10 protein-coding genes, 1 tRNA gene and 1 pseudogene are annotated in these 13,167 nt (G+C 61.8%); 2 read left to right on the plus strand and 10 right to left on the minus strand.

Annotated elements, in window-relative coordinates:
• Positions 1-140 precede the first annotated feature (140 nt).
• Positions 141-701, plus strand: a pseudogene (locus WN982_RS37920) (IS6 family transposase); the annotation flags it as partial.
• A 122-nt stretch (positions 702-823) separates the two neighbouring features.
• On the opposite strand, the gene WN982_RS37925 reads toward WN982_RS37920, so the two are convergent.
• From WN982_RS37925 to WN982_RS37950, 6 genes are all read right to left on the minus strand, one after another.
• Positions 824-911: transfer RNA gene (locus WN982_RS37925), tRNA-Ile, on the minus strand.
• Positions 912-1,069: 158 nt separating this feature from the next.
• Positions 1,070-3,466, minus strand: coding sequence for an RNA polymerase sigma factor RpoD (gene rpoD / locus WN982_RS37930; protein WP_341317091.1), 2,397 nt, complete (start codon positions 3,464-3,466; stop codon positions 1,070-1,072).
• Positions 3,467-3,557: 91 nt separating this feature from the next.
• Entirely contained in the window at positions 3,558-5,429 is a 1,872-nt protein-coding gene (gene dnaG, locus WN982_RS37935; RefSeq protein WP_341317092.1) for a DNA primase, read from the minus strand.
• Positions 5,430-5,507: 78 nt separating this feature from the next.
• Positions 5,508-5,954 (minus strand): GatB/YqeY domain-containing protein, encoded by a 447-nt coding sequence (locus WN982_RS37940; protein WP_091804708.1) that lies wholly within the window; start codon positions 5,952-5,954, stop codon positions 5,508-5,510.
• A 225-nt stretch (positions 5,955-6,179) separates the two neighbouring features.
• Positions 6,180-6,392 carry a 30S ribosomal protein S21 gene (gene rpsU / locus WN982_RS37945; RefSeq protein ID WP_054034832.1) on the minus strand — a complete coding sequence of 71 codons (213 nt, stop codon included), beginning with the start codon at positions 6,390-6,392 and terminating at the stop codon, positions 6,180-6,182.
• A gap of 68 nt (positions 6,393-6,460) precedes the next feature.
• Entirely contained in the window at positions 6,461-7,678 is a 1,218-nt protein-coding gene (locus WN982_RS37950) for an NAD(P)/FAD-dependent oxidoreductase (RefSeq protein ID WP_341317093.1), read from the minus strand.
• Positions 7,679-7,799: 121 nt separating this feature from the next.
• On the opposite strand from WN982_RS37950, the gene tsaD reads away from it, so the two are divergent.
• Complete coding sequence (gene tsaD / locus WN982_RS37955) at positions 7,800-8,828, plus strand: tRNA (adenosine(37)-N6)-threonylcarbamoyltransferase complex transferase subunit TsaD (protein WP_341317094.1); 1,029 nt, start codon at positions 7,800-7,802, stop codon at positions 8,826-8,828.
• A gap of 77 nt (positions 8,829-8,905) precedes the next feature.
• Here tsaD and folE2 read toward each other — a convergent pair whose 3' ends face one another.
• From folE2 to WN982_RS37975, 4 genes are all read right to left on the minus strand, one after another.
• Positions 8,906-9,712 carry a GTP cyclohydrolase FolE2 gene (folE2, locus tag WN982_RS37960; RefSeq protein WP_341317095.1) on the minus strand — a complete coding sequence of 269 codons (807 nt, stop codon included), beginning with the start codon at positions 9,710-9,712 and terminating at the stop codon, positions 8,906-8,908.
• A gap of 154 nt (positions 9,713-9,866) precedes the next feature.
• Positions 9,867-11,774 (minus strand): 1-deoxy-D-xylulose-5-phosphate synthase, encoded by a 1,908-nt coding sequence (gene dxs / locus WN982_RS37965; RefSeq protein ID WP_341317096.1) that lies wholly within the window; start codon positions 11,772-11,774, stop codon positions 9,867-9,869.
• 86 nt (positions 11,775-11,860) lie between these two features.
• Positions 11,861-12,742, minus strand: a complete 882-nt coding sequence (locus tag WN982_RS37970) for a farnesyl diphosphate synthase (RefSeq protein ID WP_341317097.1) — start codon at positions 12,740-12,742, stop codon at positions 11,861-11,863.
• A complete protein-coding gene (locus WN982_RS37975; protein WP_341317098.1) occupies positions 12,739-13,047 on the minus strand; it encodes an exodeoxyribonuclease VII small subunit in 309 nt (102 codons plus the stop codon). The genes WN982_RS37970 and WN982_RS37975 overlap by 4 nt, the downstream gene beginning before the upstream one ends.
• Positions 13,048-13,167: the final 120 nt, after the last annotated feature.

The following is a 13,167-nucleotide window of genomic DNA, read 5'->3' on the forward strand; positions in this document are numbered from 1 at the left end:
ATCAATGCGCAATGATATTGCATAAATGGGAACCGGGAGACGGAAGGGCTGAAGACGCAGCAGTGGGCAGTTCTGTGGGTTCTGTTGCAGTAAGGCGGTCCGCAATGATGTGCGGAACGACACGAACGACTGAAAGCTCGGTGAGGGCGTTGAATCCGGCGGCGGCCCGAGTGCTCAAACGCCTGCATTATCCGCTCGACGCGAGCCTGAAGTGCGTGCGCTGGTACGTGGCCTATCCGCTGAGCCTGCGGTACCTCGAAGACATGATGGCTCAGCGCGGCGTTTCGGGCGATCACGCCCCGAAGGAAGTCGCCTTGGGGGATTCGACTGTGCACCGCCTGGCCATCAAGCTGCCGCCGGTGCGGGAGAAAGCGTTGCGGCGACGCAGGCGGTCGGTTGGCAAGAGTTGGCACATAGACGGGACGTACATCCGCGTCAAGGGCGAATGGCGGTAGCTTTACCGGGCCGTCGACAAGGACGGCAACACCATTGACTTTCTGCTACGCGCCCATCGGGACAAGGCTGCAGTGCGGCGTTACTTTGAGAAATCGATCGCCCAGAATGACTCGCCCGAGACGTTGACCATCGAAAAGAGTGGCGCCAATCTCGCTGCGTTCGAAGCAATCAATGCCGAACGTGAAGCGCGCATCAGGATCCACCAACCCAAATTTCCGATACTTCCGCAATACCATCACAGCGTGATATATAGAGTCCGCTGCCCAGGTAACGCCGACAGGGCCACCGGCCAGATTTTTTTCCGCAAAAATCCGAATTGCGGAAATCGGTGTTCACTACATGAAAACCCGCAAACCCAAGCCAGGCTTGGTGGGCCGGGTGGGAGTCGAACCCACGGTGTCCTTTCGGAGGCGGATTATGAGTCCGCTGCCTGCAACCAGCACGGCGTCCGGCCCTGGGAAACTAAGACAACCAAGAAAAAGACCCGGTCTTGAAGTCCGGGCCTAGTCACTGACAGGCCGACATACTACACGAAAAAGGGGCTTCCATGACCGCTTCGCTCTCACGAAACAACCAGGAAGCCCCTAGATTTTCTACATCCCGCTTGCTTCGATCAATTCCCTTCGAGGAACGACTTCAGCTTGTCCGAACGGCTCGGGTGACGCAGCTTGCGCAACGCCTTTGCTTCGATCTGACGGATCCGCTCACGCGTCACGTCGAACTGCTTGCCGACTTCTTCGAGCGTGTGATCGGTGCTCATCTCGATACCGAAACGCATACGCAGCACCTTCGCTTCGCGCGGCGTCAGCGAGTCGAGCACGTCCTTCACGACATCGCGCATGCTGGCATGCAGCGCAGCGTCGGCCGGCGCGACCGTGTTCGTATCTTCGATGAAGTCGCCCAGATGCGAATCGTCGTCGTCACCGATCGGCGTTTCCATCGAGATCGGTTCCTTCGCGATCTTCATGATCTTGCGGATCTTGTCTTCCGGCATTTCCATCTTTTCAGCCAGCGTAGCCGGATCCGGCTCGAGACCGGTTTCCTGCAGAATCTGACGCGAGATGCGGTTCATCTTGTTGATCGTTTCGATCATGTGAACCGGAATCCGGATCGTACGCGCCTGGTCCGCGATCGAACGCGTGATGGCCTGACGAATCCACCACGTTGCATACGTGGAGAACTTGTAGCCACGACGATATTCGAACTTGTCCACCGCCTTCATCAGGCCGATATTGCCTTCCTGAATCAGGTCGAGGAACTGCAGACCGCGGTTCGTGTACTTCTTCGCAATCGAAATCACGAGACGCAAGTTCGCCTCGGTCATTTCGCGCTTCGCCTGACGCGCCTTCAGTTCGCCGGCCGCCATCTGACGGTTGGTTTCCTTCAGATCCTTCAGCGGCAACACAACGCGCGCCTGCAAGTCCAGCAGACGTTGCTGCTGCTCGCGAATCGCCGGAATGTTCCGCGTGAGGATCGCGCTATACGCATGACCTTCACCAACGATCTTGTCGGCCCACTCGAGATCCGTCTCGCTGCCCGGGAAACGCGCGATGAATTCCGCACGCGGCATGCCGCACTTGTCGACCACCGTATGCAGGATCTGACGCTCGACCTGACGCACTTCGTCCACTTGCGCACGCAGCGTGTCGCACAGACGCTCGACAGTACGCGCGGTGAAGCGGATCGTCATCAGTTCGTTCTGGATCGTTTCCTGCGCCTTCAGGTAAGACTTCGACTTGTAGCCTTCCTTCTCGAACGCACGACGCATCTTGTCGAACCATTCGCTGATCGACGCGAATTTTTCGAGCGACGCACGCTTGAGCGCTTCCATCTGCGCTGCATTGGCCGTGGCTTGCGCCGTGCCGTCGTCCTCTTCCTCGTCGTCTGCGTCTTCTTCGACGTCTTCTTCTTCGCTCTCGATCGCTTCCGCTTCCTGCACGGAAAAGCCATCCGCATCTTCCGCGTTGGCGTCGATCAGGCCGTCGACCAGTTCGTCGATGCGGATTTCCTCGTTCGCGACGCGCTCAGCCATGGCGAGAATGTCGGCAATCGTGGTCGGGCACGCGGAGATAGCCATCACCATGTGCTTGAGGCCGTCTTCGATCCGCTTGGCGATTTCGATTTCGCCTTCGCGCGTGAGCAGCTCGACCGTACCCATTTCACGCATGTACATGCGGACCGGGTCGGTGGTGCGGCCGAATTCGGAATCGACGGTGGACAGCGCAACTTCCGCTTCCTCTTCGACTTCGTCGTCTGACGAAGCCGCCGGCGCGTTGTCGTTCAACAGCAGCGTTTCAGCGTCCGGCGCCTGCTCGTACACAGCCACGCCCATGTCGTTGAACGTGCTGATGATGCCTTCGATCGCCTCGGTCTCGGTGAAGTTGTCCGGGAGGTGGTCGTTGATTTCAGCGTACGTGAGGAAGCCGCGCTCCTTGCCGAGCTTGATCAGCGCGCGCAGTTTCGAGCGGCGCTCTTCAAGTTCCTCGACGGTGCCAGGCTGCGACGACGCGAACGCGTCTTTCAACAGCGCCTTTTCCTTTGCACGACGATCGCGAGCCTTGACCTTTTCAACCTTGCCAGGAACTGCAGCAGGGGTTTCTTCGCTCTGGGTTGCGTCGTCATCGACGGGTACTTCGTTCAGCTTTTTCGTCATGGAGTTCGCCGTACCGGCTGTAGTCTCGACTCGCGGCTGGTGGACAACAGCCGGTTGAACCGTGGATACTGGAGTCTCGCGCACTGCCGCATCGTCCTGCGCGGCAGCCGCTTCCCTTGCGCTTCTGGCACTCGGCCGTTTCGTGGCCGGTTGTACAGCTTTCGCCGCCCTGACCGGCTCCGCTCGCGCAGCGGAAGAGGTCGAAGATTTCTTCCCAACTGCAGGTGTGACGCTCGCGGCAGACGTTTTTCTGGCGGAAGAAGCTAACTTGGCCTCGGTGACCTTTCTGGTCGGCTCTTTCGAGCTTGTGCCTGTCGCTTTTTTCCCGCCCGTAGTTCCGTCTGAAGTCTTTGCCATCGCATCGCCTTTTCGCCTTTGCTAGGAAAACCTTTAAAAAACAAACCGCTGGAAACCTTTTATTATAGCACCTAGGTCCCGCCCTTCCCGCCTACAGCCCAAGCTGGCGCTTCATGTCAGCCCGCTTCTGATTCAGGTCCGTTAGCTCCGCGAACTCCTCCGGCGTGTGCCGGGATTGCCGCGAAAGCTGCTCCAGGCGATCGCAGTATGCGTCGTACCGCATCTTCTGAATCGCCGCTTTCAGCTCCTCTCCGACAATCCGCTCCTGCTCGCGCCGTTCCTCGATGACGGTCGCATCTTCCGGATCCTTCAGCAGTAAATCCCGGACGTTTTCATCATAGTCTAGAATTTTGCGAAAGATTTCCTCGAAAGTTGGGGCGTTTGCGCCGTTTCGCAATAGGTCGGACAGCAACTGGAACTCCGCCGAATCGCCCAGCGCGCGCGCATGCGTCGTCACTTCCTCGAACAGTTCGCCATGTCGCGTGACGGTCAGAAGCGCCTGTTCGGCTTCTTCGTCGAGCATTGCGACAGTGCGCGGATGCATCACCAGATTGCGTAGCGTCTTTTCTTCGATACCGGTCACGCTGCGCCGGTCTTTGCGGGCCGGCGCCGAACGGGCAGCCGCCGCGATCCGGGCGTCGACCTCGCACAGCGCGGCCACTTCGTCGAACGGCACATCGAGCCGGTCGGCGAACATATGCATGATCTGCGCGCGCAGCGCATTGGCCGGCAGCGCCTGCAACAGCGGCTTGGCGTCGAACAATGCGCGGGCCTTGCCTTCGGGCTGATCCAGTTCCTTGCCGGTCAGCACCTCGTTCAGCATGAACTGCGACAGCGGCATGGCCCGTTCGACCTGCTCGGCGAACGCCTCGGTGCCGAATTCACGCACGTAGCTATCCGGGTCGTGCTCGGACGGCAAAAACAGGAACCGGATCGTCCGGTTGTCCGCCGCATGCGGCAGGCAGGCGTCCAGCGCACGGCGCGCGGCGCGGCGGCCGGCCGAATCGCCGTCAAAACTGAAGATGACCGTATCGGTCTGGCGCATCAGTTTCTGCACATGAATCGGCGTGCAGGCCGTGCCGAGGGTGGCAACCGCGTTCTGGAACCCCAATTGGGCCAGCGCGACCACATCCATATACCCTTCGACCACCAGCACATAGTGCTGCTCGCGAATCGCCAGCCGCGCCTCGAACAGGCCGTACAGCTCGCTGCCTTTGTTAAATAGAGGCGTTTCCGGAGAATTCAAATACTTCGGTTCACCGCTGTCCAGCACGCGGCCGCCGAAGCCGATCACCTGCCCCTTTACATTGCGTATCGGGAACATGATCCGCTCGCGAAAGCGGTCGTACCGGCGGTTCTGGCCCTGCGCGTCGGACTTCTCGCTGACAATCACCAGACCCGAGTCGACCAGCGAATCGTCCCGATAGTCCGCAAACGCGGCTTCCAGGTTTTGCCAGCCGTCCTGCGCGTAACCGAGCCCAAAACGGGCCGCGATCTCGCCGGTCAGGCCGCGCTTCTTCAGATACTGGATCGCGACCGGCGCGCCGCGCAGCTGCTTGCGGTAGAAATCGCAGGCGGTTTGCATGACGTCGGAGAGCGCGGTCGTAACAGCTTTCGAGGCCGCCGGCGCATAACCGCCGGCCCCGCCGCCGCCTCCATATCCGGGCGAAGGCTCGTTCGGCACGGTCAAACCGACCGATTGCGCCAGTTCGTTGACAGCCTCGGGGAACGTGGAGCCGACGTGCTCCATCAGGAAACCGATGGCCGTGCCATGCGCGCCGCAGCCGAAGCAATGATAAAACTGCTTAGTCGGACTAACCGTAAACGAAGGGCTTTTCTCGTTGTGAAACGGGCAAAGCCCCATGAAGTTCGCGCCGCCCTTTTTCAACTGCACAAACCGGCCGACCACGTCGACGATATCGACGCGGTTAAGCAGGTCCTGCAGGAATGACGGTGGAATCACAGTGAATGACGCTACCTTAAAAGCCTAAGGCTGCACGCCCCATCATGCGACGGCGCGCGCAGACCGGAAATACGGGAATTACTTCGCGAGCGCGGCTTTGACTTGCGCCGAGACGGCGGTCATGTCGGCGCGGCCGGCCAACTTCGGTTTGAGCACGCCCATCACCTTGCCCATGTCTTGCGGACCGGCGGCGCCGGTTTGTGCGACCGCGGCCTGGACTTCGGCGACGATCTCCGCTTCGGACATCTGCTCCGGCATATAGGCGGACAAGATGGCCAACTCCGCCTTTTCCTTATCGGCCAGATCCGTGCGGCCAGCGGCTTCGAACTGGCTGATCGAGTCTTTGCGCTGCTTGATCATCTTGTCGATGACGGCGGTGATTGCCGTGTCGTCGAGTGTGACGCGCTCGTCGACTTCGCGTTGCTTGATCGCGGCGAGCAACAGGCGAACGGTGCCGAGACGCTCGGTCTCACGCGCCCGCATGGCGGCTTTCATGTCGTCGTTGATCCGATCCTTGAGACTCATCATTCACCTGAATGCGTTGGAATTTGAAAGACCGGCAAAGCCATCTGCATCAACACAAAAACCCGCTTGGGACTGCTTCCTCAAGCGGGTTGGCGCAAATTCGCGTAGTGGATGCGACCCTGCCGGCTGGCCCGAAAGGGCCGTGTTTTCCGTGATGGCACCTGCTATGCCGCCACCGGTTGGATGTCGCCGCTCCGTTCTACGGGACCCGCGGCAACGCCAGAATCAATAGAACTTCTTTGGCAACATCTGGCCACGTAGACGCTTGAAATGGCGCTTCACAGCTGCCGCTTTCTTACGTTTTCGTTCCGCCGTGGGCTTTTCGTAAAATTCGCGTGCGCGCAGTTCCGTCAGCAGCCCGTTTTTCTCCATCGTGCGTTTGAAGCGGCGCATGGCGACTTCAAACGGCTCGTTATCTTTTACGTGGATGGTCGTCATTTTTCAATAACGGAACTCTGTAAAGGTTCAGGAGTATAGCAGAGCTTTCTCACAAAGCCAGGTCGCCGTCAAGCCCCTCGGGCATACTCCGCGGCCGCCTGGCCGGCCGCCACGCCCGACGCCCAAGCCCACTGGAAGTTGTAGCCGCCGAGCCAGCCGGTCACGTCGACCGCCTCGCCGATGAAGTACAGGCCGGGCGCACGCGTGCTCATCATCGTTGCAGACGACAAGTCGCGCGTATCGATGCCGCCGCGCGTCACTTCGGCCTTGCGGTAGCCTTCGGTACCGTTCGGGGTGAGCGTCCAGCGCGACAAAGCCTCACCGATGCGGCGCAGCGTCTTGTCCGGCAGATCGGCGACGCGTGCTTCGGCGGGAATCTGGTGGGTTTCCAGCCAGACGTGGGCAAGCCGCTGCGGCACCCATTCCGACAACAGGTTGACGATCTGGCGCTTAGTGCCGGTTTTTGCTTCCAGCAACGCCGTCGTCGCGTCCTGCTCAGGCAGCAGATTGATGTGGATCGGCTCGCCGGGCTGCCAGTAGCTCGAAATCTGCAGCACGCCCGGGCCGGACACGCCACGATGAGTGAGCAGCAGGTCTTCGTTGAACTCGGCACCGGTCTTTTTGTTGCCGGTTGCCAGTTGGACTTCCAGCGATACGCCGGACAGCGCCGCGAACGGCTCCCAATCGGCGGGGGCAAATGTCAACGGAACGAGCGCCGGGCGGGTATCGATCAGCTTGTGGCCGAATTGCTTGGCGAGCCGGTAGGCAAAGTCCGTCGCGCCGATTTTGGGGATCGACAAGCCACCGGTCGCCACCACCAGCGCGCGCGCGGAAATCGAACCCGACTGCGTGTCCAGCGTGAAGCCGTCCGCGGCGCCCTGGCGCACCTGCTCGACCGCGAGCGGCGCGCGCCATGCGACGCGGCCGGCGTCGCACTCGCTCTTCAGCACGTTGATGACGGCATCGCTCGACTGGTCGCAGAACAGCTGGCCCCTGTGCTTCTCGTGCCACGTCACGTGATGACGCTTGAGCAGCGCCATGAAGTCGCGCGGCGTATAGCGCGCCAATGCCGAACGGCAAAAATGGGGGTTGGCCGACAGATAATTGGCCGGCCCGGCGTACAGATTCGTGAAGTTGCAGCGGCCACCGCCGGAGATGCGAATTTTCTCTGCCAGGCGTTGCGAGTGGTCGATCAGCACCACGCGACGGCCGAGTTGCCCGGCCACCGCCGCGCACATCATGCCGGCCGCGCCCGCGCCGATTACCGCGATATCGAAGGATTCCATGGGGTCGCATTGTACCTGCGCGCCTGCGTGCTCTTACCCGCACTGCTATACTTTGAGGCTTGCCTTTTCACTTTCCGGGCGCCCGGACTCAGTCCACCGCGCCCGCCCAAGCCCACCAATCATGCTCGTTCTCGGCATCGAAAGCTCCTGCGACGAAACCGGTCTCGCGCTCTACGACACAGAGCGCGGTCTGCTCGCGCACGCGCTGCATTCGCAAATTGCGATGCACCGCGAATATGGCGGCGTGGTGCCTGAACTGGCTTCGCGCGACCATATTCGTCGCGCGCTGCCGTTGCTCGAAGAAGTGCTGGAGCGCTCCGGCGCGGCGCGCAGCGACATCGACGCGATCGCGTATACGCAAGGGCCGGGACTCGCAGGCGCGCTGCTGGTAGGCGCAAGCGTCGCGAATGCGCTGGCCATGGCGTGGGACAAGCCGACCATCGGCATCCACCATCTCGAAGGGCACTTGCTGTCGCCGTTGCTGGTGGATGAGCCGCCGCCGTTCCCGTTCGTCGCGCTGCTCGTCTCGGGTGGTCATACACAACTGATGCGCGTGACGGATGTGGGCGTCTACGAGACGCTCGGCGAAACGCTGGACGACGCTGCCGGCGAAGCGTTCGACAAAACCGCCAAGCTGCTCGGTCTCGGCTACCCGGGTGGACCGGAAGTCTCGCGGATGGCGGAATTCGGCACGCCTGGCGCGGTCGTGCTGCCACGCCCGATGTTGCACTCCGGCGACCTCGATTTCAGCTTCAGCGGCTTGAAGACCGCTGTCCTCACGCATGCGAAGAAGCTCGGTGGCGCAAACATCTGCGAACAGGCGAAAGCGGATCTGGCGCGCGGCTTCGTCGACGCGGCGGTGGACGTGTTGGCAGCAAAATCGCTGGCCGCACTCAAGCGGACCAAACTCAATCGGCTCGTGGTGGCAGGCGGCGTAGGCGCGAACCGGCAACTGCGCGAGGCGCTTTCGGCAGCGGCCAAGAAGCGCAATTTTTACGTGCACTACCCGGACTTGTCGCTGTGTACGGACAACGGTGCAATGATCGCATTGGCCGGTGCTTTGAGGCTGCAACGCTGGCCCGATCAATCGGGTAAAGACTACGCGTTCACGGTCAAGCCACGCTGGGATCTGACTTCCCTCGCACGCTAAGCTTCACAGCGATGCCGTAAAAAAGCCGCGTCGAAAAGCGGCTATTTTATTAAAACAAGCAAAGCTAGCGAGCAGTATCAAGCCGCCCGCTTATCCCGCTCGATCACCGCGTAAGCGCTGTGATTGTGAATCGATTCGAAGTTCTCAGCTTCGAGCACATACGCGACGATCCGCTCATCCGCATTCAGACGCTGCGCAACATCGCGCACCAGGTCTTCGACAAACTTGGGATTTTCATACGCACGCTCGGTGACGAACTTCTCGTCCGGGCGCTTCAGCAAGCCCCACAGTTCGCACGACGCTTCTTCTTCAGCGATGCAAATCAGTTCTTCCACCGCGACGTCACCTGCCAGCTCGGCGTTGATCGTCACGTGCGAGCGCTGGTTGTGCGCGCCGTATTGAGAAATTTTCTTCGAGCAGGGGCACAGGCTCGTGACCGGCACCAGCACCTTGAGGAACAGACGCGTCGCGCCGTTGCGGGTCTCGCCCGTCAACGTCACTTCGTAGTCGAGCAGGCTTTGCACGCCCGACACCGGCGCGGTCTTGTTCACGAAGTACGGGAACGACACCTCGATGCGGCCCGCCTCGGCTTCGAGCTTTTCGAGCATCGCGGCGAGCATCGTGCGGAAGGTTGCCGGTGCAAGCGGCGCCTTGTTCTCTTCGAGCAGCGCCACGAAGCGCGACATGTGTGTGCCCTTCTGATCAGCCGGAAGATGCACGTCGAGATTCCACGTACCCACCGTCGGCTGCACGTCGCCGCCTTGCGTACGCACCGTCAGCGGATGACGAACTGCCTTGACGCCGACCCGCTGGATAGGGATCTGACGCGTATCCGGCGTGCTTTGCACGTCGGGCATCACAAAGGCGGGGTTCATCTGGTTCATTCTTTTGTCCTCAGCGGCCGTGCGGATCAGGGCACGCAACGGCGAACGCCGGCCCCTGCCGGCGTTGGATGATGGACCCGAAGGTCCATCGATTCAAGTTGGAGATTGCTATGGCCGCCATAGCATCGCGGCGACACAACGATCGGCGGCGAAATTACGCGACGCGTTTCACCGACGACTGACCGGCGGCCGTGCCGCTCGAGAGAAAGCGCTCGCGGATCGACTTGGCAATGCCCGCGCTGTCCAGACCGCATTGAGCGAGCAGCTTGGCCGGATCCCCATGATCGATGAACCGATCCGGGAGGCCCAATTGTAGTACGGGTCGCATAACCCCACTGGCAAGCAGGGCTTCGACGCAGGCCGAACCCGCGCCACCCATCACGCAGCCTTCTTCGACCGTGACGATGGCGTCGTGCGTTTCGGCCAGTTGGCGGACCAGATCGGCGTCCAGCGGCTTGACGAAGCGCATGTTGGCCACGGTTGCATCCAGTTGTTCGGCAGCCGCCAGCGACGGCGCCACCATCGTGCCGAACGCGAGGATCGCAATCCGCTTGCCGGCCGGCTGCGACGTTTCGCGACGGATCTCGCCCTTGCCGAGCGGCAGCGCCGTCATCTGCTTGACGGTCGCCACACCAGCGCCGGCGCCGCGCGGATAACGCACCGCCGTCGGGTTCGGTTGCTGCAAAGCGGTGAACAGCATCTGGCGGCATTCGTTTTCGTCCGACGCGGCCATCACCGTCATGTTCGGGATACAGCGCAGGAACGCCAGATCGTAGGCGCCCGCGTGTGTTGCGCCGTCCGCGCCGACCAGACCCGCGCGGTCGATTGCGAACACCACCGGCAGATTCTGCAGCGCGACGTCGTGAATCAACTGATCGTAAGCACGTTGCAGGAAGGTCGAGTAGATCGCGACAACCGGTTTCATGCCGTCCGCAGCGAGGCCGCCGGCGAAGGTCACTGCGTGCTGCTCGGCGATGCCGACGTCGAAGTAACGATCCGGGAAACGCTTTTCGAACTCGACCATGCCCGAGCCTTCACGCATGGCCGGCGTAATGCCGACCACGCGCGGGTCCAATTCGGCCGCGTCGCACAGCCATTCGCCGAACACCTGCGTATAGGTCTTCTTCGACGGCGTGGTTGCAGGCTTGATGCCCTCGGCCGGATTGAACTTCCCCGGGCCGTGGTACAGCACCGGATCGGCTTCGGCCAGCTTGTAGCCCTGGCCTTTCTTCGTGACGACGTGCAGGAATTGCGGACCACGCAGTTCCTTGATGTTTTGCAGCGTCGGGATCAGCGAATCGAGATCGTGACCGTCGATCGGACCGATGTAGTTGAAGCCGAATTCTTCGAACAACGTGGCCGGCACGATCATGCCCTTCGCGTGCTCTTCGAGCTTACGGGCGAGATCGAGCATTGGCGGGGCGACGCGCAGCACGCGTTCGACGCCCGCACGCGCGGCAGCGTAGAAGCGGCCCGACATCAGACGCGCCAGATGGCGATTCAGCGCGCCGACCGGCGGCGAGATCGACATGTCGTTGTCGTTCAGGATGACCAGCAGCGGCACGTCGTCTTCGACGCCGGCGTTGTTCATAGCCTCGAAGGCCATGCCGGCCGTCATCGCGCCGTCGCCGATCACCGCGATGCCCATGCGATTCTCACCCTGCAGCTTGCTGGCGATTGCCATGCCGAGCGCAGCGGAGATCGAGGTGCTGGAGTGCGCGGTGCCGAAGGTGTCGTATTCCGACTCGTCGCGCTTCGGGAAACCCGAGATGCCGCCGAGCTGACGCAGCGTGTGCATCTGGTCGCGGCGGCCAGTCAGGATCTTGTGCGGATAGGTTTGATGGCCGACGTCCCAGACGATCCGGTCACGCGGCGTGTCGAACACGTAGTGCAGCGCAATGGTCAACTCGACCGTGCCGAGGTTGGACGAGAGATGGCCGCCCGTCTGCGATACGCTGTCGAGCACAAAAGCACGCAACTCGTCGGCAAGCGGTTGCAATTGGCGGCGATCGAGACGGCGCAGGGCCGCCGGGTCGTCGATGGTTTTCAGCAAGTCGTACATCGTCGTTCCATTGTAGGAAAACTTACGCGCCCGCACTTCATACATGCACCTCGTAGCGGGAGGTGCGCGGCGGCGGGCTTTCGCGTTCAGCTAACCCGGTTCACCACCAGGTCGGCCAATTCGGCAAGACGCTGCGCGCGCGCGCCAAACGGCGCGATCGCGGCGTGGGCGTCGGCGCGCAGTTGTGCAGCGAGCGCGCGCGATGCATCCAGCCCAATAATCGATACGTAGGTCGGCTTGCCGTCCTTCGCATCTTTACCTGCCGTCTTGCCGAGCGTCGCGGAATCGGTCGTCACGTCGAGAATATCGTCGACGACCTGAAACGCGAGGCCGACAGCGGCCGCATACGCATCGAGCGAACGCATTGCGTCCGCACTCGGCGTTTCGCCCGCCAGCGCGCCCATGCGCACCGCAGCACGCAGCAAGGCGCCGGTTTTCATCCGGTGCATGGTTTCCAGTTGCGCGCGCGTCAGCGTGTGGCCGACGCTCGCCAGGTCGATGGCCTGGCCGCCGCACATGCCGATCGAGCCGCTCGCGAGAGCCAGTTCACGCACGAGCGATGCCTGCTGCGCCGGGGCCAATACGTCCGACGTCAGCGCAACAAAAGCCTGAGATTGCAGCGCGTCGCCGACCAGCAAGGCCGTGGCTTCGTCATATTTGACGTGCACCGTGGGCTTGCCGCGACGCAGCGCGTCGTCGTCCATGCATGGCATGTCGTCATGCACGAGCGAATAGACGTGGATCATTTCCAGCGCCGCCGCCGCCGCATCGAGGCATTCAGCGCGCGCGCCGGTCAGCTCGCCGGCCGCGTGGCACAGCAGCGGGCGAACCCGCTTGCCGCCGCCCAGCACCGCATAGCGCATGGCTTCGTGCAGTTGTGCCGGCTCGGTCGCTTGCGTGGGCAAATAATGTTCTAGTGCCGCTTCGACGCGTTCGAGCACCGAGCGCGTCCATTGTTCGAATGTCATAGGTCGTCCCCGCTTTCTGTAGCGGCTGTGCCTGCGCTATTCACGGGCAGCGGCTTGAGCGTCTCGCCATCGAGCACGCGCACCTGCTGCTCGACCTTCTCGAGCTGCTGCTGGCAAAACGCCACGAGGGCCGCGCCGCGCCGGTAGGCGGTGAGCGATTCTTCGAGGCTCAGACTGCCGCCCTCCATCAGCGCGACCAGCCCTTCCAGCTCCGCCTGGGCCGCCTCGTAGTTCTCGGGCAGCGGCGTGGTGTCGACGCCCTCAGCAGGCGCGGCAGCAGTATCCTTCGATGCGGTCTTCGCCATGAATAGTCGCAAAATTAAAACAAGTCGGACATTCTACGGCAAAAGCGACATTTCCGATCCGCTCGCCGCCCCGCGCCCCGCCTTTGCCCTCCACACCCTGCCCCCAGTTTCGCAGAAAAA

This window comes from Paraburkholderia sp. IMGN_8, assembly GCF_038050405.1.
GTDB lineage: Bacteria > Pseudomonadota > Gammaproteobacteria > Burkholderiales > Burkholderiaceae > Paraburkholderia.

Coding starts and splice junctions, on each gene's coding strand:
- rpoD (WP_341317091.1), bottom strand. CDS start 3,466: ATGGCAAAGACTTCAGACGGAACTACGGGCGGGAAAAAAGCGACAGGC.
- WN982_RS37940 (WP_091804708.1), bottom strand. CDS start 5,954: ATGAGTCTCAAGGATCGGATCAACGACGACATGAAAGCCGCCATGCGG.
- rpsU (WP_054034832.1), bottom strand. CDS start 6,392: ATGACGACCATCCACGTAAAAGATAACGAGCCGTTTGAAGTCGCCATG.
- WN982_RS37950 (WP_341317093.1), bottom strand. CDS start 7,678: ATGGAATCCTTCGATATCGCGGTAATCGGCGCGGGCGCGGCCGGCATG.
- tsaD (WP_341317094.1), top strand. CDS start 7,800: ATGCTCGTTCTCGGCATCGAAAGCTCCTGCGACGAAACCGGTCTCGCG.
- folE2 (WP_341317095.1), bottom strand. CDS start 9,712: ATGAACCAGATGAACCCCGCCTTTGTGATGCCCGACGTGCAAAGCACG.
- dxs (WP_341317096.1), bottom strand. CDS start 11,774: ATGTACGACTTGCTGAAAACCATCGACGACCCGGCGGCCCTGCGCCGT.
- WN982_RS37970 (WP_341317097.1), bottom strand. CDS start 12,742: ATGACATTCGAACAATGGACGCGCTCGGTGCTCGAACGCGTCGAAGCG.
- WN982_RS37975 (WP_341317098.1), bottom strand. CDS start 13,047: ATGGCGAAGACCGCATCGAAGGATACTGCTGCCGCGCCTGCTGAGGGC.